Raw genomic sequence first — 23,693 nt, 5'->3', positions numbered from 1 at the left:
AGGTATTTGTCATTCGTTTAATTATTTCCGGATACAGCTTTCAGCTCTACAACTCTCCAACCTTATAACACTCCAACTCTACATACCGAAACTCAACATTAACTTGGAAGCCTTAAAACCCGCACACCACTTATCCTCCTGTAGAGAAGCTTTCAAAAGTGGTCATTCCGCCATCCACAAAAATGCTGGTTCCTGTAATGTAGTCTGCAAGATCACTGGCCAGAAAAACTGCTAAGTTTCCGATATCCTGTGGCTGCCCAATCCTATTATACGGAATCAGGGTAAGCAATGAATTCAAAGCTTCAGGAGTACTCCAGGCGTCTTTATTGATTGGTGTCTGGATAGCACCCGGACAAATGGAATTGACACGAATTTTATTAGCTCCATATTCCTGAGCCAGCGTCTGCATCAGCATTCTGATAGCGCCTTTGCTGGATGCATAATTGGCATGTCCGGCCCATGGAATAATTTCGTGTACAGAACTGATATGGATAATCTTTCCACAGGCAATGGAACGTGTTGTGTCGATCCCTCTTCGTAAAAATTCTTTAATGGCTTCTCTTGCGCAGAGAAACTGTCCGGTAAGATTCACTCCTATCACAGCGTTCCACTGATCGATGGTCATTTCAGTAAATTTTGAATCTTTTTGGATCCCGGCATTATTGATCAGGATATCTACAGTTCCAAACTGTGACACGGTATCCTGAAACATTTTGATGACCTGATCTTCTTTGGAAACATCACATTGATAGGTAATACCTTTTCCTCCGGAATCTGTAATTTCTTTTAAAACGGCCTGTGCCTCATCTGTAGACCTTTCTGAGGAGTGATTGACAATAACTGTTGCTCCTGCAGCAGCAAGACATTTTGCAATTCCCGAACCTATTCCACTGGAGGCTCCTGTAACTACAGCTACCTGATTACGAAGTGATATTTCCATATTTTATTATTTGATGTTAACTCAAAGTTATGGAAAGAATTCAGCAGGAAGGAAATTTTAAATTTAAATTTTTCTTAAAATTTTTTACTCATCACATACTGAGGACCGCTTCTCCCTATTATTGTCTTCTCATGCTTGATATATCCTGTTTTCAGGTAAACATGATAAGCGGAATGATTCTTATGGTTGACGGCAAGAACAATTTCATCACATTGCGGAAAATTTAGCTTCACAAAATCATCTGCTTTCTGCATGGCCGCTTTTCCAATTCCTTTTCCCTGTAATTCAGGATTTACAGATAAAGATCTCAACAGAACTGAGTTTTTATTATCTGTAAGCTCAAATTTGTCATCACCAAAATCAAGCACAAAAAATCCGGCAGGCTTTTTATCCTCAAAAACGGTAACCGCAAAAGCTTTGGAATCATTTTTGTCTTTGATCCTCTGAAGCGCCTTTTCAGCAGTTGAAGTATACTGTTTCTGTTCTTCATCCAGAGTATAATTAACCCCGAAAAAGTCTTCCTTCTTAAAAAATGCTAAGGAAATCATATGTTAATGATGGTAAATATCCTGATACATTACCCCTGCCCTGATCTCAATAGGGAGTTTATTTTCCTCGGGAACTACGGGACAGTTGTAGTCGTAAGCATTATACGCACAGTAAGGCTGATATGATTTGTTGAAATCCAGAATAATGGTATTTCCTTTTGGAGTTTTCAAATCCATATATTTTCCACCGCCATAGGTTTCATTTCCATTGGTAGCGTCACGGAAAGGAAGAAAAAGATGGTCTCTGTATTTTTTCTGTTTGATCAGATCAAGACTTTGATATAAAGTAAGGGTATAAGGTTTACCATTCAACTCAAATGTCGCCTTACCATATTCCCGATAAGATTTTGTTTTTCCGGAAGAGGTAGGAAGTTCAAAAGGTTGGGCATTTTTAGTTTTAACCAGTTTTGCAGTGACCTTATATTTTAAATCAAGTGGAAAGAAAGGATGTTCTTTAAAATTCTTGAAATTTTCTCCCCGTAAAGGAGTTTCCTTTGGATTCAGATACTCAGCATTCAGTTCTTCCTGAAACTTTTTAACTTCCATTACTTCGGGAGAAACCATTTTTTGGGTAAAAGCAAAAAAAGGGAACAGCAGAAGTATGATGATATATTTTTTCATTTATGATTCAAATTATAAGTAAAACTAAGGATTTTCAATGGTTTGAAAAGTTAAAATTGTAATAAAAAGCACAATGTATTTTAAATAATCAGGATAGCTGCTTATTTAGCATATTTTTTGACTACCAGAACACATGGATAGAAAAAAATTCATTAAAACGGGTATTCTTGCAATATCAGGTTTTTATTTTCTTAGCACTGATCTGTTTCAGGCAATGCAGCTCAAAAATGACAGACATGAAGAAAAAATAATTGATGCTCCCATCATTATTATTGGTAGCGGATATGGTGGAGCAGTTTCTGCTCTTCGGCTTTGTGAAGCGGGAAAGAAAGTGATTATGCTGGAAATGGGTCTTAACTGGGAAAAATCGGGACTTCCTTTCTCCAGTATGCTGAAGCCAGGTAAAAGTGCTGCATGGCTGAAAAAGAAGACAATCGCTCCGTTTATGAATATTTTCTCTCTGACTCCTTTTACGGGAACGCTGGACAGGATAGATTTTGAAAACATCAATATCTGGATGGGTAGAGGTGTAGGCGGAGGTTCTCTGGTCAATGGCGGAATGGCTGTTACACCAAAAGAAAGCTATTTTAAGGAAATTTTTCCCGATCTGAATGCTGATCAATTTTATGATCGTTATTTTCCTCTGGTACACAAAGAATTGAAGGTAAACGTTATTGATGAGCAGTTTTTAAAAGACTGTCCCTATTATAAATTTACGCAGGTAGGCGAAGCGGAAGCTCATAAAGCAGGATTTAAAACAATTAGGGTCCCGAACGTTTATGATTTCCAGTACATGGAGAAAGAGTACAAAAATGAAGTTCCCCGCTCTGCCCTTAATACGGAAGTAATCTACGGAAATAATCATGGCAAAAACAGTCTTGATAAAACGTATCTCAAAAAAGCTTTGAAAACAGGGAATCTTGAGATCCTTGATCTCCACTCTGTTGAAAATATTAAGCTTAACGATGACAAAACGTATACTTTAAATGTCCGGCAGATCGACACTACCGGAGCAACAGTTTCCGATAAGATATTCAATTGTAAAAAACTGATCCTTGCTGCCGGAACTATGGGAACATTACAATTGCTGCTGCATTCTAATGCGGTTAATAATTTGCCGGTTCACGAGCAGATAGGGAAAAACTGGGGGAACAACGGTAATTTCATGACCGGCAGAAACTGGGTGAAACCTTTATCAGGCGGGACAGGCGCCAAACAATCTACCATTCCTGTAGGCGGTATCGATAACTGGGATGATCAGGAGCATCCTTTTTTCACAGAGATCGCTCCGCTTCCTATGGGAATGGATGTAGCAACAGCACTGTATTTGCTGATCAACAGGGTTGATAAAAAGGGTGAAGTGGCATATGACGTGAATGCCCAAAAGCTCAGGCTGGACTGGGATGAAAGCAATACTTCAAAAATGAGGGAAAATGCAGACTATTTTATAAAAAAGATGAACAGGGCGAATGGCGGTACAAGAAGCCATTTCTTATTTAACAACGGGTTTGGAGCGGATGTCTGCTATCATCCTCTCGGAGGCTGTGTTCTGGGTAAAGCAACCAATGAATATGGGAAATTAAACGATCATGACAATCTCTATGTTCTGGATGGTTCTTTAATTCCGGGAACTATTGGTGTAAATCCATTTGTTACAATCACAGCCATTGCAGAATACTGCATTGAAAATCTGATCAGGCAGAACGAATTTGCTTAGTTTTAATACATTGCTCTTACCTCATCCAGATATTTGCGGATATCATTTTCATGTTTCTGAGGATATTTAAATGTGAGTTTATCCGCTAACGCTGTTCCAAGCTCATGTACAAGATCCGCAGAAGCATACAAAGCATTCCAATTGTCTTCAATATTACTTCCTGAGAAAGTAGCTTCTGCCTTTATCCAAAGTTCCGGAGAAAGGTATTTCTTGAAAAGGCGGCCATGCTTATTGGTTGTGATATTTTTCCAATCATGAAGACTGGCAATATACCATTCGATGAGAGGCACAAGATAATCTGTTTTCATATTTTCGGACATGAATTTAGCATAAAACAGGTCTTCGCGTTTAAGGCACTTTACAACATAAGTTGTGTCCCACCAGAAATCGTTCATCAATTGCTGAAATTTCTTTTCTGATGGCTTTTGGATCATAATGGACTGGTAGGACGGTGGTTTCAGATCTTTAGTAAGATTGTCTTTATCAATCAGAACTTTATAGCCGACATCCCAATCTTCAGGAAGTATTTCTTCCTGAGTTTCTTTCAGAAATTCTTCTTTTTGATAGAGTTTAAAATCAACTTTGACGTGATCGGAATACAATACCATTTTCATGGCGTTTTTTCCATCGAAACTACGGTCGTCCTCTTCTATCATTGAAATGGGGTCGCCAAAAAGATCGATCCATGTCTTGTCAGCTACATACTTATGCATGTTTTCAAAGACCAGTTCTATATCAAGGTCGCTGAAATCATCTACGGGAGCATAAGGATTAACAAGTGAGCTGGTGAGCAGCACCGTACGGATATCCGGATTGTTTTCTGCCCATGCTATAATAAGTTCCAGCTTTTGTTCTCTGGCTTTCATTAATAATAAGATTCTGAGATTTTCACACGATACACATCTAAAGAATTTCTTTTAATAGATTCGACAAAGAAACCTCCTTCTTCAGGAATCACTTCTTTAAGGTCGAAGCTTTTACAGTCTCTTGGAAGTCCTGAAAATATAAGGGTAAACCAAAAATCCTTCATAAACGGAATAGGTGTCCAGTTGGGATAGATCGTAATATTTTCAGCATGGATGAGACTGCTTTTATGCTCAGACTGATTATCGATAAGGTAAGTGGAATTCCAGATCCTGATCAGGTTCCCCAGAAATGGTGATGCCGGAAAACAGCAGTGTACAATCACCTGTTTTTCCTCTTCTACTTTGGTTTGAAGAGATTCCAGGAGTTCTTTTACAATAATGGGTTTTACAACTGTTTCTTCCAACTTTTATAATGTCAATTGTGAATGGTGAATAATCAATTGTGGATTTGCTTCGCAAGTGAATAGTGAGTTTTAAATCCTGTTTAGAGATTGCCAATTGACTATTCACCATTCATTTTTTAATATTCTAATTCTAGTTTTTCTTTGGTATAATTTCTTACTTTCTCTGTAAGCTCAGGATTATGGGCTAATTTCTGGCCGTAAGAAGGAATCATTTCCAAAACTTTATCTTTCCATTCACCATTTAATTTTTCAGGGAAGCATTTTTCAAGAACATTCAGCATTGCATACACTGCAGTGGAGGCACCTGGGGAGGCACCCAATAAGGAAGCAATAGTTCCGCTTTTATTTACCACCACTTCGGTTCCGAATTCCAGTTTTCCGCCATCTTTCTCATCCTTCTTGATGATCTGTACTCTCTGTCCGGCTACTTTCAGTTCCCAGTCTTCTTCATTGGCATCTTTGATAAATTCTCTAAGGTGCTGTATTCTTTGGGATTTGGTCATAGCTACCTGCTGAATCAGATACTTGGTCAGAGGAATATTATGCCACCAGGCTCCGAATAAGGATTTCAGGTTTTTTGTATTCACACTTTCAGGCAGGTCAAGATAACTTCCTTCTCTCAGGAATTTTGTAGAAAATCCGGCAAAAGGTCCGAAAAGAAGCGCTTTTTTACCATCAATAATTCTAAGGTCCAGGTGAGGAACAGACATAGGCGGAGCATCCACTGTTGCCTGGGTGTACACTTTTGCATGATGCTTTTCAACCAGTTCCTGGTTATGGCTTACCAACCATTGTCCGGAAACAGGAAAGCCTCCGTAACCTTCACTTTCTTTAATGTCTGAGCTGTCCAGCAATGGAAGTGCATATCCTCCGGCGCCAATGAATACAAAATCAGCAACGACTTCCTGTTTATGGTTGTGGATCCTGTCTTTTACTTTCATTTCCCATTTACCGTCTTCCCTTGGATCAATATCCTTTACCTCATGGTACAGGAACACTTCTACATTGGAATCTTCCAGCAGGTGTCTTCCCATTTTTCTGGTTAAAGTTCCGAAGTTAACGTCTGTCCCAAGATCCATTTTGGTCGCTGCCATCACTTCAGACTGATTTCTTTTGCTCATCACCAAAGGAATCCATTCTTTAAGCTTTTCATGGTCTGTAGAATATTCCATACCGGAAAACAGAACAGAATCTGCCATTTTCTCATGACGCTTTCTAAGAAACTCGGCATCTTTTTCACCAAATACCAGGCTCATGTGCGGACAGGAATTGATAAATTCTTTAGGATCTTTAACATATCCTTTGGTCACAAGATAGGACCAGAACTGTTTTGACATTTCAAACTGTTCTGCAATACTTTCCGCTTTGGTGATATCAATGGTTCCATCCGGTTTTTCAGGGGTATAATTAAGTTCACAAAAAGCAGAATGCCCCGTTCCCGCATTGTTCCAGGCTGCAGTACTTTCCTTTGCAAACCTGCCAAGCCTTTCAAATATAGCGATCTCAAGGTTGGGATCAAATTCGTGAAGCAGTGTTGCTAAAGTGGCGCTCATGATTCCGCCGCCTATCAGTACAACGTCATATTTTGGTTTCGGTGTTCTGCTTATAAGCGATTGTGGCATAATTCTAAATTTTATTTCAAATTTCGGGAAAAGTTTTATAAGTAAGGTTGGGTTTAACGATTTTAACACGTTATTTTTTAGATTAAAAAAAGTTTCGGATTTGACAAAAAAATACAATCGAAAGTATCAATCTAAACCAATCAGTTTTAGCCATTAAAATGAGATTTGATAGATTCATATGTAGATGTAATCTATTTTATAATCCCTAGAGTTCTAACCAATTCCCTTACTGCTGCACTTCCAGCTCTGTTTGCTCCAATAGTGGAAGCAGAGGGTCCATAACCTACCAAATGAATTCTCGGTTCTTTTAAAACTTCGGTTGCCAGTCTTCCAGACATGATGATACCACCTCCTTCTTCCTTAGGTAAAACAGCATCTAAATGGGACATAGACCATCGAAAACCCGTATTCCAAAGAATGACATCAGCTTTTTCCTGCTTTCCATCTTCCCATTTAACACCTTCTTCAGTGATTTCGCTAAACATCGGAAATCGTTTAAGAACACCTCTTTTTTCCATACTTTTAATTTCATCAGTAACAGGTAATCCTGTTACCGAAACAACTGACGTTGGCAATAATCCATTTCTCACTCGTTCGTCAACCATAGCAACAGCCAAACTCCCTGCCATATCATCAAACGGTCCTTCACGAAAGCTCGGAGGTCTTCGTGTGACCCAGGTAGTGGTGGTTATTTTTGAAATTTGATCAAGCAATTGAATAGCAGAAATGCCACCACCAACAATGATTACATGCTTTCCTTTGAAATATTCAGCATTTTTAAAATTTCGGGTATGTAGTTGTTCACCCTTAAAAAGTTCAGCACCTGGATACTCCGGAATGTAAGGATTTTCCCAAGTTCCTGTAGCATTGATAATCCCTAATGCAGAAAATGAAACAGACGATGTATCAATATAGAACCTTTCTCCATCCAAGCTCACTTTCTCAACTTTCACGGGTCGATAGACCTGCAATCCAAAGTTTTTCTCGTACAAATCATAATAATGCGGAACAGCAACATTAGCCCGGACTTCAGTTTCATCTCCTTGAATAGTTTCTTCGAAAGACATTCCTGGCAAATCATGAATGCGATTTACTGTACTCAAGGTCAATGAATCCCAACGGGATTGCCATGCACCACCTGCAGAAGGTGCATCATCTAAAATAATAAAATCTTGACCGATTTCCAATCCCATTTTCTTGAGATGATATGCGGTAGAAAGTCCGGCTTGCCCAGCTCCAATAACGGCAATTTTTGTTTTATACCAAATTTTTCCTGCCATTTCACCTTTTTTAACGCCAGCCCAATTCAGGAGCAACATATTTAAAAATGGATTCAAGTACATGTACATTGTAATCAACTCCCAATGTATTGGGAATTGTCAACAATACAGTATCTGCTTCCTGAATCGCTTCGTCTTGTGCCAATTCTTGAATTAGTTGTTCTGGTTCAGCAGCATAACTTCTTCCGAAAACAGCACGTTGATTCCCTTCTAAAATACCTATTTTATCCGTTCTATCTGCTTCCTGTCCGAAATAATATCTGTCTTGATCATTGACTATGGCAAAAATGGATCGGCTCACAGAAACTCTTGGTTTTCGGGTATGTCCCGCTTTTTTATAAGCTTCTTTATATAAGCGAATTTGTTCGGCTTGCTGAATATGGAAAGGCTTTCCACTTTCGTCAAATTTTAAGGTGGAACTTTGTAGATTCATACCAATTTCCCCTGCCCAGATTGCGGTAGCATCCGAAGCAGAACCCCACCAAATGCGGTCACGTAATCCTTCAGAATGGGGCTCTATCCTCAATAATCCGGGTGGATTAGGAAACATCGGATTGGGGCTGGGCTGGGCAAAACCTTCTCCTCTTAACAAATCAAAAAACTCTAAACCTTTAAGACGCCCCATATCTATATCCGTTTGACCTTCTTCCAAATCATATCCGAAATATCGCCAGCCATCAACGACTTGTTCAGGCGAACCTCTACTAATTCCCAATTGTAACCTACCTTCGGAAATCAAATCTGCAGCGCCAGCATTTTCTACCATATATAATGGGTTTTCATACCGCATATCAATTACACCTGTTCCGATTTCAATTTTTTTGGTTTTGGCACCAATAGCCGCCAACAAAGGAAACGGTGAAGCTAACTGACTAGCGAAATGATGCACTCGAAAGTATGCTCCGTCAATCCCTATTTCTTCTGCAGCCACCGCCAAATCTATGGATTGTAATAGAGTATCACTTGCTGTTTTGGTGTCATACGAAGGCTGGTTCCCCCAATGTCCAAACGATAAAAATCCTATCTTTTTCATTTACCTAAGTTACAAAATGGAATCTTTTGGAATATTATCATATGGTAAGTTTGAAATGAAACTAATTCTTGCTAATTGCAAATAAGTATCAAATATAACGCAGACAATGCTTTCATTTTATGAATACATAAATTGTTTGAATATCTGAACTAAAAATCAACAAAGCTGTATTTTTTTAAAGATATCCAATAAAAAACATCAGCAAATTTGCTGATGTTTATATTCTAGTTTACAATTTTCAAGTCGTTTTAGTTCAATTTCGCTGTCAGTTTTTTAAACTGTTTTTCTGCATTCTTGCCTTCGTAAAGAATAGCATAAATTGTATCAATGATCGGCAGTTTAAGGTTTTTCTGCTTCGCTGTTTTATAGATAGAATCGGCAGCATAATATCCTTCTGCTACCATGTTCATCGATTGGATTGCAGATTTTACGGTATAGCCTTTTCCGATAAGGTTTCCTAAGCTTCGGTTCCTTGAGAAAAGAGAATATGCAGTTACCAGAAGGTCACCCAGGTAAGCACTTTCATTCACATCTCTTGGTGCTTCATATACGGCTTCCAGGAAGATTTCCATTTCACGGATTGCATTGGACACAAAAACGGCAGTGAAGTTATCTCCGTAGCCCAATCCGCTTGCTATTCCCGCTCCTATTGCAAAAATATTTTTAAGGATCGCGCTGTATTCATTACCTAAGATATCTTTACTGGAATGTACTTTAATAAAGTCTGAACTGAATATTCCTTCCAGCTTCTCGGCGGTTTCATCTTCTACTGCAGCTACCGTAAGGTAAGAAAGTCTTTCCATCGCTACTTCCTCCGCATGACACGGTCCTGCAATAACAGCCTGATTTCTGAAACCAATTTTAAATTCATCCCTTAAATAATGGGCTACCACATCATTTACTTTAGGAATAATCCCTTTGATAGCGGAAACAAAGATCTTGTCACCGTATTCACAAGTCATTTTATCCATTGTATCGGAAAGATAAATGGAAGGGGTCGCCAGTACGATCACATCGCAGGCACTCACCAGTTCGTTAATATCAGTTGTTAGCTTTAGACTTTTAAGATTAAAATTCACTGCTGTCAGGTAAGACGGATTGTGTCCGCGGAGCTCAATGGCTCCTTTTACGAACTCACTTCTTACACACCAGTGCACAGATTTGCAGTTTTCAACAAGCATTTTTACAATAGCGGTTGCAAAACTTCCGCTTCCTACTACTCCTACAGAAATCTCTTTTTTATTTTTTTTCGGATGAGAAGATTCTGAAATTATTTTCTTTTTCGCCATAATTGAAATGTGAACTGCAAATATATTAAAACAAAGACGGACAGCAGTCTTCATCCCTATGATAAAAGCCATTTTCTGAAAAAATTAACACTCAAACACAATTAAATATCTAATTACACGTTAAATACAGAAAAAACTAAGTTTTATTTAAAAATATCCGTTAAAGTTTATTTTTAATTAAATTTGCACGCTTAAAACCGTTTTGTAAATACTAAGAGAAGAAACATGAAAAAATTTCTAATGAGCAAGAAGAACGTGAATTTTCTCCTCGGGGGACTTTTACTAGTAGTTTTTGTACAGGCTATCCTGATTGCCAAATTATTTTCTGAAAAGGATGACAAAAATTATGAAGTGAATCTTGTGAAAATAAACACTGAAAAAGACAGTGTAGACTATTTAAAAATGAAAACGGATCTTACTTTGGTAGATCAAACCGTATCAGAACTTAACTCATTCCTGAGATCTAAAGACATCGCCAACGAAAAAGTGATGATCCTGAGTAAAGACAGTATTTCAAATTCTGTATATCTTGCCAAGCAGGCCAACCGATACAGCCAGTATTTAATGAATCTCCAGCAAAAACTAATGCAGGTTCCGTTGGGAATGCCAACCGACGGCTATATATCTTCTAATTTTGGCATCCGAAAAAATCCAATTCCTTTTAAAACTGTATTTGCTTCTGTAAAAGCAGGCGCAGCAACAGAATCGAAACCGGTGGTGGCTGCTGCTCCAAAACCGGAAGTAAAGGTAGAACCTGTTGAGAAAATCATTGAATTAACGGACAGCTACGGTAATAAAAGGGAAGTAAAGGTTATGGTAACACCAAAAGCGGCTCCTTCTGCTCCGGCAGCTTCACCTGCTGCTGCATCTACGAAAGCGGTTGCCGGTACTACCACTGCTAAAGTTCCTATGGAAAAGAATAATCCGCCTGCTGAAGCTGACCAGATGCAGTTTCACAAAGGCTTGGACATTGCTGTTGCATTCGGTTCAGATGTGAGAGCTGCCGCCGCGGGAACCGTTATATTCTCCGGCCAGAAAGGAGGTTATGGAAACTGTGTCATTGTTTCTCACGGAAACGGACTGGCTACTCTTTACGGCCACTTATCACAGCTTGTTTCAAAAGTAAATGATAAAGTAAAGGTAGGACAGGTTATCGCCAAATCCGGAAACTCGGGACGTTCTACGGGACCACATCTTCACTACGAAGTACACAAAAACAATACGCCGGTCAATCCGAAATTGTTTATGAATTTATAATAAAAATGGCTGTCTATTTGACAGCCATTTTTATGCTTACTTTGAAAAGAATATCTAATGTTCTAAACCATTAAACTTATTAAATTTTTAAGAATATCAAGGTGATGCTATAAGCTGTCATTGCTTAAAAAGCACATGATTTTCTTAATGGTTCAAATAAAGATCTGTGTCATCAGCTCAATCAGCGAGAGATTTTTTAAGGCAAAGTTTTATTTCTACACTGTAGATTTTAAGGAGGCAAAGATGAAATCAACAAATTGATTTTGATAAAGCAGATGATTCATTCCGTTATACTTTTCATTAAAACTGCCGTCTTGTGACAGCAGTTTTCTATTTATTATTTCAGAATTTTTAAAGTTCCTTTCAGATGGGTGAATGATCCGTTGGTTTCTGCAATATTGGTATAGATTATATTTTTGTTATAATCCTGGATATGGGTAACATTGGAACCCAGTTTAGGTTCATGCCAGTAGACCATAAAGACATTCTTTGCTACTTCTACAGCAGTATATTGTACGGTATCCGTATTGCCTTTTACATTTTCGGAAACCCCTGTGAAGGACATTTCTTTATTGTCTTTGAAATCCAGAATAAATTTCAACGTTCCAAAATCAACTTCTACTTTGTGTCCTATGGCAGGATAAGGTGATTTCAGATCCCACGCCATTTCTCCGAAGAAAACTTTTGCTCCCATTCCCAGCTCATCTTTTCCGTGAAGATCAGGGTATTTTTTAATCATAAAATCTACAACGACAGAAGATGTTTTGTTTTCATTGACTGCTTTTTTATAGTTTTCGAGATAGTTTTTAACGAAATCCAGAGATTGAGGAGACAGGGAAAGCTTTGCAAAGTGTGAAGGAACTACCTGTTCAGGTTTCAATGCTTTCATTGCATCAATTTGTCCTATCCACTGATCAATTGCTTGAATATTCTGGGTATCTGCCATCCAGATATGTGAGTCTACGGAGACAGAAATACCTCCAGCTACTGTCTTTAAAGATGGAATCCAGACAAAACTGTGAGCCGGATCTTCCGGGTTTTGCTTTATTTCGATCTTATTTCCTTCCAGGTCAGGAATAATGTTGGCTGCTTCGGGAACAACGATCTCTGAGGGAGCATCTTCTTTAAGCTGTGGTTTCCATACCGACATTTTATCATCTTTAGAAGCCGATATCAGGTAAGCGGTTTGAGCGGTTGAAATAATTTTTGCATTTGGGAATGCCTTTTTAATCACATCAAGGCCAAAATAAAAATCAGGATCGCTGTGGGAAATAAAAACTGTTTTCAGATTTTTCCCTGTTGCTTTAATTTCCTTTACCAGCTGTTCTGCATATTGCTTTTGAAACTGGGCATCAATCAACACAGCATCTTTATCGCCGTAAATAATGGTGGAGGTAATAGGAAAGATGGCTTTTGAACCTGGATTGTAGACTTTAATCTTTAAGTTTCCCGCCAGCATAATGCTTGTAAAACCAAGCAATATAACGAGTGATAATAATTTCTTTCTTAACATTGTATATTTTTTTAATGGAATTAATAAGCTGCTGTAAAACGTTCACGGATGTGGTTATTCTGCTCCAGTTCGTCTACCAAAAACTGCGGCTACATCTTCTACCGAAAGACGGCTTCTTCCGTTTTCATCAAAAACCGGAGTTTCCAAAGATGTTCTGTATTTTCCTGTTCTTTCTCCTACATTCGCCTGGTTCATTTCAATGGCAGGGCTGAAAAATGTCCAGTCCAGTGTATTGTTTTCTTTGATCTTGTTTAGATAATCTCTGGCTGCTGTTGCTCCCGGTTTGTAAGCTTCAGGGAAATCAGGTGTATCTACAATCTGTACATTATCCGGTGTATAAAGACTTCCGGCTCCCCCCACTACTATCAGTCTTTTTACGCCTGATTTTTCTACTCCTTTTTCAATATTAATGGAACCGTTCAGAAAATCATTATAAAGATTTGGGTTCGTCCATCCTGCGTTGAAAGCACTGATTACGGCATCACTTCCTTTCAGAGCTTCTGCCAGCTCGTCCGTATTGTTTACATCAACACTTCTGGCAGTTACATTTTCTTTTGATTCCACTTTAGACGCATCTCTTACTAAAGCTTCCACAGCGTATCCTCTTCCTGCTAATTCATTTACGATTTGGGTTCCTACAAAACCTGTTGCGCCAATTACTGCTACTTTTTTCATAATATTTTATTTTAAAATTAAATTGTAATAAATATTGTTACATTTAAGGGTAAAAAATTTTACCCGAACTGTTCAGAAAATTCTTTCAGAGATTTATTCCCTAAAAAACTGATAACCAATTCATTTGTTTCTTCAAACAATGTATTTAAATGAACATTGATCTCTTTGCCCACACTACAGGCCGGATTAGGATTTTGATTTTTCTTCCCTAACACTTCTGTATTTTTCACGGCTCTGTAAATTTCGGAGATCGTGATTTGGTCAGCATTTTTTGCAAGCTGGCTTCCACCCTCTTTTCCCTGTCTGCTGGCAATGAGACCTGCTTCTCTTAATACACTCAATTCCTTCCTTACAATCACCGCATTTACATTGATGCTGCCGGCCATCCATTCAGAAGTGAGCCACTCCTGAGGACTTTTTGCCAATAAGGTCATAATATGTATTGCCGTAGCAAATCTTGTATTGTTCATTTTAATTACAGGGCAAAGATATACAAATTTTTAATTGTAACAAATATTATTACAGTTAAATTTTTCTTAAAGGATTAATTTATCCAAATCCAACAACAGGTAATTGATGTTCTGATTGATCGTTCTCGTTGCTGATTGCATCTGATTGAGCATGGCGGCACGGTTATGAAGATCATCCGCCCTGTAAAAGCCTCCATCACTGAAAATAACGGACTGGTCGGCGGCGGCTTTAACATCATCGAACTGGTAATGAAGCCACCTTTCTTTCATACTGCTGATAATGGAATGTTTTTCTTTATTGGAAAACTTTTTCTCTGTATACATATACCAGATGAATGGCGGAAAATTCGGAGATTCCAGCTTTTCTCTCCAGATGTCTCTCAACAGGTTTCTCTGATGAATAAATTCTACTTTTTTTCCTTTTGGATTAAGGGTTGCAAGCCCGAAGCCTGCTCCCAGGACTCCCCCACTGATGTCAACGGCATTGCTCCAGCCTCCGTCACTGATGATTCCTCCGGCCACAGATGCAGCTGCTCCAGTTACAATGGAAAGCAGAATCAGTTTGTTATTTTTTGAATCATTGAGGTTATCCACATAATTGCCGATCTGCGCTACCCTTTCACCCTCACAGTCGAATTCCGCAGCAACGGCATCCAGTTCGGTAAGGGCGATAGTAATCTTACTGTTGATTTTTGTTTTAAGCTGTAATACTTTGACCTGTGCAGCAATGGAAGAATCTTTTTTAAGATCAATAATCTGATGAACCTCATCCAGATTATCCAAAGCATTCAAAATAAGGATGCTCTGATCAGAAAACATTCCCTGCAGTTCTTTATTGGCCGCCAAAATAGAATCAGAATTATAGGATGGGATCCTGTTGCTGTAGTTATATTTAAAAGGTGCTTTACAATAACTGTCTTTCAGGGTCAGGATATTCTGCTTTATGACCTGATTCTTTTTGGAAACACACGAAGCCATCAGGCTGAATACTGCCAAAAGGTAAAAGAGTTTTTTCATTCAGTTTATATTTTCTTTGTGTGATGGGGTTGGTTAATCACAAAGGCGCAAGGATTTTATTTCCGATAAAATTTAACACTGTAAAACTGCGGGCTGTATATTCTTTAAAAACCTTAAACGAAAAACAATATATTTTAAGCTATTTCTTCTGTAATTAATCCATACGAATATAGTACAAATAAAAAAATTTACCCGAATCCAGGTAAATTTTTAAGCTATTTTTAAGCTTGCTTATTTTATATCCAGCAATTCCACTTCAAAAACAAGGGTAGAATTAGGTCCTATTTCTTTGCTGATCTGCTCATTTCCATACGCCAAGTGCGGAGGGATGATCAGTCTCCATTTACTTCCAACAGACATGAGCTGAAGAGCTTCCGTCCATCCTTTAATGACTTTGTTTAAGGGGAATGATGCCGGTGTTCCTCTTTTTACAGAGCTGTCAAAAATTTTTCCTGAAATGGTAGTTCCGTGGTAATGGCATTTCACTGTGGATTTAGGTCCCGGCTGTGCACCATCGCCTTCGGTAATGATCTCATATTGCAAGCCGCTTGGCAGCTGTACAACACTTTCTCTTTTACCATATTCCTCCATGTATTCCTTACCGTCGTTAAGGTTCTTTTCTGCAAGTTCCTTTTTCTTTTTAAATAACATATCTGCTACTCCCATTGTTGATATTTTTTACAAAGATAGGGGTTTTTGAGAAGATGAAGGATGAGACCCGGAGGATGGAAGTTATAGAGGTGGTATCAGTTACGGGATACAAGGTTTTAGTTGCGGGTTTAATGTAAAATTAAGAAAAATATATTTACAGGCCTTTTGGTTAATGGATAAACCAGAAGTTCCTCTATCTTCCAACCAACCTCCTCCATTCTTTCTGCTAATGTACAGACTGACAACAACTTCCTTCTTCCTCTATCACACTATTTTTTCAAACTGCTTTCTCTTTCTCAAAATTCAAATAATTTTAATATTATGTTAACACAGATTCAAAAACTTGGCGTTATAATTGAATTTAAAAACTAAATGCCACAACCACTAAAATATAATAAGAAATTTGATGAGCTTAATGAGGAGGAAAAAGCACTTCTGGAAATCAATAAAAAAACGATTGCAGATTTCGTTGAACAATCATCTTCGATAAGTGATGTCAATTATGCGACCAGAAATGCCCACGCAAAAACCTATGCTGCAGCTACCGGTACATTTTTAATCGACAAAAATATTCCTGAGGAACTTCTGCCGTTTTTTGACAGGGACAAATTTGATCTGACCATCAGACTTTCCAATGCGAACCTGAAAATTAAGAACACAGGAAAAGATATTCCTGCTTACGGATTTGCAGTAAAAGTAAAAGGTGAGAACGGCGGACTGATCGCCAATTTTCCACTGGTGAACTTCCCTTTATTCCCCATGAATTCGGTTTCTCATTTTTTGAAACTATTTACTGCTGTCAATAGATTTTACATTAAAAAATGGAGCAGCTTCTTTTCTCTGGCAGCCCAAGCTGTAAAAACAATTCCGTCTGTTTGCACCTTATCTTTTGCCCGGAATATACTTAAGCTATTGGGTAAAAGGAATGATTTTATTCTGTCATTTGACTATCATTCTGTAGGCGCTTACCGCTTGGGGGATAACATGATTAAGATAAAGTTGACACCGAAATCTGTAGATAAAAATTTCGGCATAAAATCAAAAATGAAAGACAGTGTAAAAAACTATTTTCAGGGGCATGATTATACTGCTGATGTACTTATTCAGTTTTGTTATAATCTCAAAGATCAGCCTATTAATAAGCTTAATGTGGAGTGGAAAGATTCCCCTTACCTAAAGATTGGGGAAGTGAAAATAAATAAAGGCCAACTTCTGGATTCCCGGGACTGCAATATTGAGCTATTGTCATTTAATCCATTTGAAAGCAACGTTTTTTTCCAGCCTGTTGGAAAGATACAGAGGCTGCGAGATGAAGCGTATAAGGTTTCTATGCAGACGAGAAAGAAGATTAATAAACTGCTGCACGGTAAAAATTATGAATGATCAATAATCTGACATTAAGTTAAAAATTAATATTACGAAGCTGGAGTCTGGAAAGGATATAAGTGGACTTAGATAAAAAAGCTCCTGAAGAATAGACTTCAGGAGCTTGTATTTCAATAAAAAATATTTACTATTTTTCTAATGTTTCTTTTTCGTCATCTTCTTTTTCAGGGAAGATAATAGAAGCAAGAACGGAGATTACCAATACCCCTCCTACAATTCCTAATGAAACCGGAGATGAAATATGAATCCACGGTGCGATCAGCATTTTAACCCCAATAAATGACAGGATAATCGCCAGTCCATAAGGAAGTTTGCTGAACATGTGAATGAAATTCGCCAATAGGAAATATAATGATCTTAATCCTAAGATGGCGAAAATGTTCGATGTATAAAGGATGAACGGATCATTAGAGATCGCAAAGATCGCCGGAATTGAGTCTACTGCGAAAAGAACGTCAGTAAATTCAATAACTCCCACTACAACTAAAAGTGGTGTTGCCATCTTGATCCCGTTTTGGATCGTGAAGAATTTATCACCATCATAATTATCGGAAACTTTCCAGAAACTTTTGATTAGTCTTGCTCCTGCCGTATCACTATAGTCTTCGTCATCATCACCATCGCCATCACCCCAGGATTTAATCCCGGCATACACAAGGAAAAGACCAAATAGAGCCATTACTACGTTGATCTGAACTGCTTTTCCAAAGATATTCATTTCAGGAAGGTAGGTCAGGTTAATCAATCCTACTCCGGCAAAGATAAATATTGCTCTGAAGATCAGGGCTCCGATAATTCCCCAGAAGAGAACTTTGTGATGAAGGTATTTCGGAACTTTAAAGAACCCGAAAACAAGGATAAATACGAATAAGTTATCCACAGAAAGGGCCTTTTCAATCCAGTAGGCGGCCTGATACTGCGTAAATTTCTCTACGGCCACGGCATGGCTTTCAGGACTTCCGTCTGTATTGAAAACCCAATACACTACTCCTGAAAATATCATGGATAATGAAATCCATACGATAGACCAGATGGTAGCTTCTTTGGATGATACTTCATGGCTTTTTTTGTTGAATACTCCTAAATCCAGGAGCAGCATGATAACGACCGTTACCGCAAATCCCCACACCAAGCCAGGGTGCAATTCTAAAATACTGTGATGTTCCACTTCAGTTTATGTTATTATATGATAAAAGCAATAGATGTACGATATGCACAAATATTGCTAATTTTTAATGATTTTATTCTGATATCAATTTTATAAATAAGTTTTCGCTCAGTCCTGTAAAACTATTCATTTTTTCTGAATGAACCAAAGCTCATTCTTATTGATTATCTATTGATTATAAATAATTGGCCTGAACGGTCTGAATCGTTTGCTCCAATTTTCTGTCTGAAGTAGGATCTCCAATCGCATTGAACTTCCATTCACCGTTTCTTTTGTAGAAAACACCCATTACCATGGCAACGTGTCCTTTGAAAGAAGCATCGTTGGCAATATCATATTTAGCGAAAACCTCTCTTACATTCGTAGGCGTTCCTTCATAGATACGGATAGAAGCAAAAGGAATGGTTCCGAAATCCTGTCCCTGGTAGCTGTTCAGTACCAATGCAACGTGCTCTACATTCGGTTCCAGCTGACTGAAATCTACTGTGATCACTTCATTGTCTAATCCATCATCTCCATTCACATCTCCGGTAAGGTCATCACCGCTGTGTTTTACAGAACCGTTTCTTGATTTCAGGTTTCCGAAATAGATTACTTCTGTAAGCGTTTTGTTTGAATCAAATAAAATACAGCTTCCATCTAAGTCTACTGCTTCTTTTTTGGTTCCGAAAAGTCCTTTTTTCTCGATTGCTCCCCAATTGATTCCTATACAAGCTTGGGTAAGCTCAGCACCGTTTTCCTTTTTCAGGTTGATTCTTTGACCTTTTTGTAAGTTAATAGCCATCTTTGTATGTTTAGTTTGTTATTTATTTTAGATAAATGTGCTTATCAGCCTATTTACCCATCAAATTCCGTATTAGTTATTATTCAGATTTAAATTAAGCATTGCGCGCAGGATATTTGTTTCTTCGTCAAAATCGAATATCTTACTCATAATATCTATATTTTCAAGGTTTTTAAGATAATCTTTCAGCACGTTTTCTACTTCTGCCGGAATCGTTCTTTTCTTTTCATTCATAGAATTTTCCAGCAGTTCATTTTTATTTTTCAACTGATTGATAATCGAACTCTGGTTAGACTGATTCTCGGAAACATCAAGTTTTTCAAGATCGCCATTAAACAGGTAGAGTTTTTTTTCATCAATGCTGAAAACAAAATGATCATCCAACTGAAATACTTTAAAAAGTTCATACTCATTTGTCCCGATCAGATAACCACAGACAAACCGTACTTTAAAGCTCTGGATATTCAGTCTGCCCAACAGCTTCCTTTCTATCGCATAATCTCTATACTGATAGGCGGGAAAGGGCTGGGATTTCAGCTGTTCCTCATCCACATTGGTTCTATAGAATTCCTGGCCGTATTTTTTATGGAAATACAGCACATTGTTCCAGTCTGCCGTAAAAATATCTTCGGTAAGGTCTTTGTAAAGCATTTTCAGATGCTGGGAAAATATACCGCTGTACATCTTCCGGTCGGTCTGAAAACTGTCTACGCGTCTTTCTTCAAAACCTTCAATATATTTGCTGTTGACCTCAATTTCGTTAATGACAGCCAGCATATCATTTTCCTTCTGCCGCTTTATTTTGGTGAGAAGTTCAATGAGGCTGTCGGTATACTGCAGGTGGAAAAGTTCCAGCTTATTGTAGTCCAGAGTTTTATTTTCCTGAAATAAATTGTGAATAATATCTGTTTTAATGTAAATAGATATAATTGCAATATGTTCAAAGAAATTAGCAAGAAGTTTAAGCTTTGTTAATCTTCTTCTGCTCTGAGACATTATGGTTGCTGCATCATCTCCCACCGTGGAATACTCTTATTTAACCTCTGACGTTTGCTTTTAATTCATGTTCCAGTGTCTGAAGATCCTGATCCAGTTTTCTTCTTCCTTCAGCACCCTGCTTTTGGATCTGTTTCACTTCATTCAAGGTGTTGATCAACATAGAAGTTGTTTCTCTCAATGTTTCTACAGAGACGATGGTCTGTTCGTTCGCTCTGGCTACATTCACAGAATTCTGACCCAAACGTTCTGCATTTTTCTTCAGAATTGCTTCTGTAGTGGAAGATACCTTCTGCTGGATTTCAATATTCTGCTGCTGTCTGTACATCGCAACAGCTAGTGAAAGTTGATTTTTCCAAACCGGAAGTGTTGTGGTAAGGATGGTCTGTGCTTTTTCAGCAATAGAAACGTTATTGTTCTGTACCAGCCTGATCTGTGGAAGCGACTGCATCATGATGATACGTACCACTTTAAGATCAGCCATTCTTCTGTCTAATCTTGCGATGAAATCTCTTTTGTCAGCGATCTGATAATCCTGATAATTCTGCGGATCGGCTTCCATTTGGGCCAATTCTCCGGCAGCTCTTTCCATTCTTACATTTCCTGCAATCACGAGTTCTTCAATTGCTTTGATGGAATTCACATTGCTTTCAAAAATAGTTTGCAGAACCGCATTATCTTTGGTAGAAGTGATGATCCCTGCATTTACTTTATGAGCGATCTGCTCGATATTGTTGATGATCTTATCATATTTTGCGAACAGATTTTCCACCTGCGTCATGACCTTTTTCATGAACGGGATCTTACTCAGAAAGCTTTTGACTTTGTTCTGCTGAAGTTCATCAACATCTACATAGTTCAATTCTACTAAAAGATCATTAATAAGTACTCCCACTTCTCCTGAGTTGGATCTTCTTACATTTCCTAAGAAACTGTCACTCTGGTTGGATAAAGTTTTCTGAAGCTCTGCTCCATAATTCACGATAGAACCAGGATTGGTCTCATCGATAGAATTGGCAAGAGTCTCGTATTTTTTACGTTCTTCTACCTGTAGCTGAGTCAGATTTACATTTCCTTCTTTGTCCACAAGAACTGCCGGTGCTGTATTTTGTACAGGCTGACTTGGTGGCGCCATCGGAGCAGGCTCAAATGTTTTAAGAGGTTCAATGGATCCCATTGGATCTATTGGTTGGTTTTCCTGATTGTCCATAATTACTTTTGATAAATTGATACGAATTTGTCAAGGCCATCTCTCTGTCCTGCCCCAACAGCTTCAAATTTCCATTCTCCATTTCTGTTGTAGATTCTTCCGAATTCCACAGCAGTTTCAATAGAGAAATCCTCGTCTAATTCATATTTCAGGATTTCTTCGTTGGTATCCGTATTGAAAATTCTGATGAAAGAATTTCTTACCTGTCCGAAGTTCTGCTTTCTTGCATCAGCATCGTGGATGGTTACCACTACTGTAATTTCCTGAATTGCTGAATCTATTTTTGTAAGATCAATCTTGATCTGCTCATCATCCCCTGAACCTTCACCCGTAAGATTGTCTCCTGTGTGGATCACAGATTTGTCCGGAGATTCTAAATTATTATAGAAAATAAAGTGATTGTCTGAAACTAATTTTTTGTCATCGCCCAGCAAAAATAAAGATGCATCAAGGTCAAATGCCGTACCTGTAGAAGTATTATTGATATCCCATCCTAAACCTACAGTGAATTTAGGTGCGTTAATGTTTTCTCTCTGTCCTTTTTGTAAGTTAATAGCCATAATATAGTTCCGTTTGCGTTAAAGTATTGATGTTATTTTCGTATTCTTTTATTAAATGATAATTGTTGCTGATTGCCAGCTCCAGAAGCAGGTCCATCTGCTCCTTTTTTACTTTAGACGTAAGATAGTCAAAATTACTTGAATCCAGGCCTAAAATATATTTCACGATCCTTGTATTAAATTCAAAACTGGACTTTCCCATTACCTCTGCGACGTGTTTTACATTTTTCACGGCATAATAATTGAAATGGTTTTCAATCTTCGGATCAATGTCAAAGTTCATCAGTTCCGCATAATAGAGGAACATAAAATCTGCCTCTACTTTATATTCGTTCAAAATTCTGTTCACCGTATATTCATGGCTTCCCGTAATTTTTATATCATCTATAAAAATACAAAGTTTCCCCCGTAAAAAATCCTTATCGATATAATACGTATCATTGGCAATCAGATTTTTACGGTCTTCAAAATTAAGGTTTCCATAATCCGTAATATAAGTATGTTTACGGTTGATCTTTGATAAAATACTGGATCTCATTCCTTTCTGAAAGAGGTACAAATCCAGATGCTTTTTAAAGAAAAAACATAAAAAATTAGAAGCCGTAGGAATGGCCATATACGGGCTTGGAAGAACCACGATCTCTTTTTCAGTGTTTAAAAGATCTGCATGTTCTGCGATAAATCCGCTGAATAATTCTTTAGCAAACTTTTCGGCATACGACTTATCGCCATACTTAAAATAGCTGTATTCTGCAGGTGAGAAACTGAACTCATCTGCAGAATGAATGTGGTGTAAGCTGTATCTTTTATTCATATAAATATTAGTGTTTAAGTAGGTGTGCACTGAAGCCAAAGTCTTTTGCCCCTTTATAATCTGCTACCGGATTATCTCCAACATGCAGGATCCGGTGCATCGGAAGATCCTGGTCTTTAAGGTTGTTTTTTACTTCCTGAAAAATAAGAGGATTTGGTTTGGAAATATTGATTTCATCAGAATAAATGTGGAAATCTATGTATTGATCCAGCTCTTCCTGAATCAGAAATTTCCGCATCGTTCTTCCTTTGATAAATCCTGTATTGCTTAAAACATTCACCGTTTTTCCCTGATTTTTGATATGATCAAAAAACTCTTTTATATTTTCAAAAATGACAACTGGCTTATATTCTAAAAAAAGTTCTTCACTTTTCAAATAAAACCCCTCAAGCTTCTCATTATTTATCTGTCTTATATCAACATCCAATGATCCTAAGATCATTAAATAAATTTCAAAAGTATCAATATTTCCTCCTGTCACTTCATTGATCGTATTGCAGAGATCATCGTAGTATTTTACGGTTTTCGCAATCTTATCAATAGGTTTATCTACATCAAAAAACGAGGTGAACAGCTCAACTCTTTTTTGCTTGAATTCAGGGTGAGATTTTATTAAGGTGAGCCACAAGTCAAAGGAAAAATGACAGTGGTTGTGAATGTCAATATCTGTTTTCAATAGTTTTAAGTTAAAAGTTTTATTTAGCTTCTTGAAAAAGATTTAATTATTAATCATCAACAAGTGTTTAATTTGGCTATTCTTCCCAAAGATAAAATTTTTCTCATAAATGCCTAATGTACTTCTCTGTTTTAAGAAATTTTTATGAATTTTTACTTATTTTTCTACATTTATGTTTGGGCTTAATGCTTTGTTT

General features: G+C 37.7%; 23 protein-coding genes and 1 pseudogene. 3 read left to right on the top strand and 21 right to left on the bottom strand.

All coding sequences use genetic code 11. The features are described from left to right. Positions 1-130: 130 nt before the first annotated feature. The 3 genes from QF044_RS00925 to QF044_RS00915 form a co-directional block, all read right to left on the bottom strand. Positions 131-940 carry a glucose 1-dehydrogenase gene (locus tag QF044_RS00925; RefSeq protein ID WP_307262575.1) on the bottom strand — a complete coding sequence of 270 codons (810 nt, stop codon included), beginning with the start codon at positions 938-940 and terminating at the stop codon, positions 131-133. Positions 941-1,014: 74 nt separating this feature from the next. After that, positions 1,015-1,488, bottom strand: a complete 474-nt coding sequence (locus QF044_RS00920; RefSeq protein WP_307262572.1) for a GNAT family N-acetyltransferase — start codon at positions 1,486-1,488, stop codon at positions 1,015-1,017. 3 nt (positions 1,489-1,491) lie between these two features. After that, positions 1,492-2,109, bottom strand: a complete 618-nt coding sequence (locus QF044_RS00915; protein ID WP_307262569.1) for a DUF1684 domain-containing protein — start codon at positions 2,107-2,109, stop codon at positions 1,492-1,494. A 133-nt stretch (positions 2,110-2,242) separates the two neighbouring features. Between QF044_RS00915 and QF044_RS00910 the strand changes: the two genes are divergently transcribed. Continuing rightward, positions 2,243-3,826, top strand: coding sequence for a GMC family oxidoreductase N-terminal domain-containing protein (locus QF044_RS00910; protein WP_307262566.1), 1,584 nt, complete (start codon positions 2,243-2,245; stop codon positions 3,824-3,826). Between the two features lie 2 nt (positions 3,827-3,828). Here QF044_RS00910 and QF044_RS00905 read toward each other — a convergent pair whose 3' ends face one another. The 6 genes from QF044_RS00905 to QF044_RS00880 all read right to left on the bottom strand — a co-directional run bounded on the left by QF044_RS00905 (position 3,829) and on the right by QF044_RS00880 (position 10,320). Then, positions 3,829-4,692 carry an AadS family aminoglycoside 6-adenylyltransferase gene (locus QF044_RS00905; RefSeq protein ID WP_307262564.1) on the bottom strand — a complete coding sequence of 288 codons (864 nt, stop codon included), beginning with the start codon at positions 4,690-4,692 and terminating at the stop codon, positions 3,829-3,831. Continuing rightward, the gene (locus QF044_RS00900) at positions 4,692-5,096 is read right to left on the bottom strand and encodes a hypothetical protein (RefSeq protein WP_307262562.1); all 405 of its coding nucleotides are present in this window, start codon (positions 5,094-5,096) and stop codon (positions 4,692-4,694) included. The genes QF044_RS00905 and QF044_RS00900 overlap by 1 nt, the downstream gene beginning before the upstream one ends. Positions 5,097-5,212: 116 nt before the next feature. Next, positions 5,213-6,718, bottom strand: coding sequence for a malate dehydrogenase (quinone) (gene mqo / locus QF044_RS00895; protein WP_307262559.1), 1,506 nt, complete (start codon positions 6,716-6,718; stop codon positions 5,213-5,215). A gap of 191 nt (positions 6,719-6,909) precedes the next feature. Then, the gene (locus tag QF044_RS00890) at positions 6,910-7,998 is read right to left on the bottom strand and encodes an NAD(P)-binding domain-containing protein (protein WP_307262556.1); all 1,089 of its coding nucleotides are present in this window, start codon (positions 7,996-7,998) and stop codon (positions 6,910-6,912) included. 10 nt (positions 7,999-8,008) lie between these two features. Continuing rightward, the gene (locus tag QF044_RS00885; protein WP_307262554.1) at positions 8,009-9,031 is read right to left on the bottom strand and encodes an LLM class flavin-dependent oxidoreductase; all 1,023 of its coding nucleotides are present in this window, start codon (positions 9,029-9,031) and stop codon (positions 8,009-8,011) included. Positions 9,032-9,279: 248 nt separating this feature from the next. Further along, entirely contained in the window at positions 9,280-10,320 is a 1,041-nt protein-coding gene (locus QF044_RS00880) for an NAD(P)H-dependent glycerol-3-phosphate dehydrogenase (protein WP_307271895.1), read from the bottom strand. Between the two features lie 240 nt (positions 10,321-10,560). On the opposite strand from QF044_RS00880, the gene QF044_RS00875 reads away from it, so the two are divergent. After that, the gene (locus QF044_RS00875; RefSeq protein WP_307262553.1) at positions 10,561-11,577 is read left to right on the top strand and encodes a M23 family metallopeptidase; all 1,017 of its coding nucleotides are present in this window, start codon (positions 10,561-10,563) and stop codon (positions 11,575-11,577) included. A gap of 337 nt (positions 11,578-11,914) precedes the next feature. Here the strand turns inward: QF044_RS00875 and QF044_RS00870 are convergent, their stop codons facing one another. From QF044_RS00870 to QF044_RS00850, 5 genes and pseudogenes are all read right to left on the bottom strand, one after another. Further along, entirely contained in the window at positions 11,915-13,090 is a 1,176-nt protein-coding gene (locus QF044_RS00870) for an MBL fold metallo-hydrolase (protein WP_307262551.1), read from the bottom strand. A 20-nt stretch (positions 13,091-13,110) separates the two neighbouring features. Continuing rightward, a pseudogene (locus QF044_RS00865) lies at positions 13,111-13,765 on the bottom strand (NAD(P)-dependent oxidoreductase). A 59-nt stretch (positions 13,766-13,824) separates the two neighbouring features. Next, the gene (locus tag QF044_RS00860; protein WP_307262549.1) at positions 13,825-14,235 is read right to left on the bottom strand and encodes an Rrf2 family transcriptional regulator; all 411 of its coding nucleotides are present in this window, start codon (positions 14,233-14,235) and stop codon (positions 13,825-13,827) included. A gap of 66 nt (positions 14,236-14,301) precedes the next feature. After that, positions 14,302-15,252, bottom strand: a complete 951-nt coding sequence (locus QF044_RS00855; protein WP_307262547.1) for a hypothetical protein — start codon at positions 15,250-15,252, stop codon at positions 14,302-14,304. Between the two features lie 231 nt (positions 15,253-15,483). Then, a complete protein-coding gene (locus tag QF044_RS00850; protein ID WP_307262545.1) occupies positions 15,484-15,918 on the bottom strand; it encodes an FKBP-type peptidyl-prolyl cis-trans isomerase in 435 nt (144 codons plus the stop codon). A gap of 357 nt (positions 15,919-16,275) precedes the next feature. On the opposite strand from QF044_RS00850, the gene QF044_RS00845 reads away from it, so the two are divergent. Beyond that, a complete protein-coding gene (locus tag QF044_RS00845; protein WP_307262542.1) occupies positions 16,276-17,286 on the top strand; it encodes a catalase in 1,011 nt (336 codons plus the stop codon). A 130-nt stretch (positions 17,287-17,416) separates the two neighbouring features. Here QF044_RS00845 and QF044_RS00840 read toward each other — a convergent pair whose 3' ends face one another. The 7 genes from QF044_RS00840 to QF044_RS00810 all read right to left on the bottom strand — a co-directional run bounded on the left by QF044_RS00840 (position 17,417) and on the right by QF044_RS00810 (position 23,497). Then, positions 17,417-18,457, bottom strand: coding sequence for a TerC/Alx family metal homeostasis membrane protein (locus QF044_RS00840; protein ID WP_307262540.1), 1,041 nt, complete (start codon positions 18,455-18,457; stop codon positions 17,417-17,419). A 175-nt stretch (positions 18,458-18,632) separates the two neighbouring features. Further along, entirely contained in the window at positions 18,633-19,241 is a 609-nt protein-coding gene (locus QF044_RS00835; RefSeq protein WP_307262538.1) for a TerD family protein, read from the bottom strand. A 72-nt stretch (positions 19,242-19,313) separates the two neighbouring features. Further along, a complete protein-coding gene (locus QF044_RS00830; RefSeq protein WP_307262536.1) occupies positions 19,314-20,261 on the bottom strand; it encodes a hypothetical protein in 948 nt (315 codons plus the stop codon). A gap of 16 nt (positions 20,262-20,277) precedes the next feature. Continuing rightward, a complete protein-coding gene (locus QF044_RS00825) occupies positions 20,278-21,447 on the bottom strand; it encodes a toxic anion resistance protein (RefSeq protein ID WP_307262534.1) in 1,170 nt (389 codons plus the stop codon). A gap of 2 nt (positions 21,448-21,449) precedes the next feature. Continuing rightward, on the bottom strand, positions 21,450-22,007 hold the full coding sequence (locus QF044_RS00820) for a TerD family protein (protein ID WP_307262531.1): 558 nt from the start codon (positions 22,005-22,007) through the stop codon (positions 21,450-21,452). Continuing rightward, positions 21,997-22,821 carry a phosphoribosyltransferase family protein gene (locus QF044_RS00815; protein ID WP_307262528.1) on the bottom strand — a complete coding sequence of 275 codons (825 nt, stop codon included), beginning with the start codon at positions 22,819-22,821 and terminating at the stop codon, positions 21,997-21,999. Before QF044_RS00815 ends, QF044_RS00820 begins: the two co-directional genes overlap by 11 nt. 7 nt (positions 22,822-22,828) lie before the next feature. Further along, complete coding sequence (locus QF044_RS00810) at positions 22,829-23,497, bottom strand: HAD family hydrolase (protein WP_307262526.1); 669 nt, start codon at positions 23,495-23,497, stop codon at positions 22,829-22,831. Positions 23,498-23,693 lie beyond the last annotated feature (196 nt).

This window comes from Chryseobacterium sp. W4I1, from assembly GCF_030816115.1.
GTDB lineage: Bacteria > Bacteroidota > Bacteroidia > Flavobacteriales > Weeksellaceae > Chryseobacterium.
This window is presented reverse-complemented; position numbering and strand designations above follow the sequence as displayed.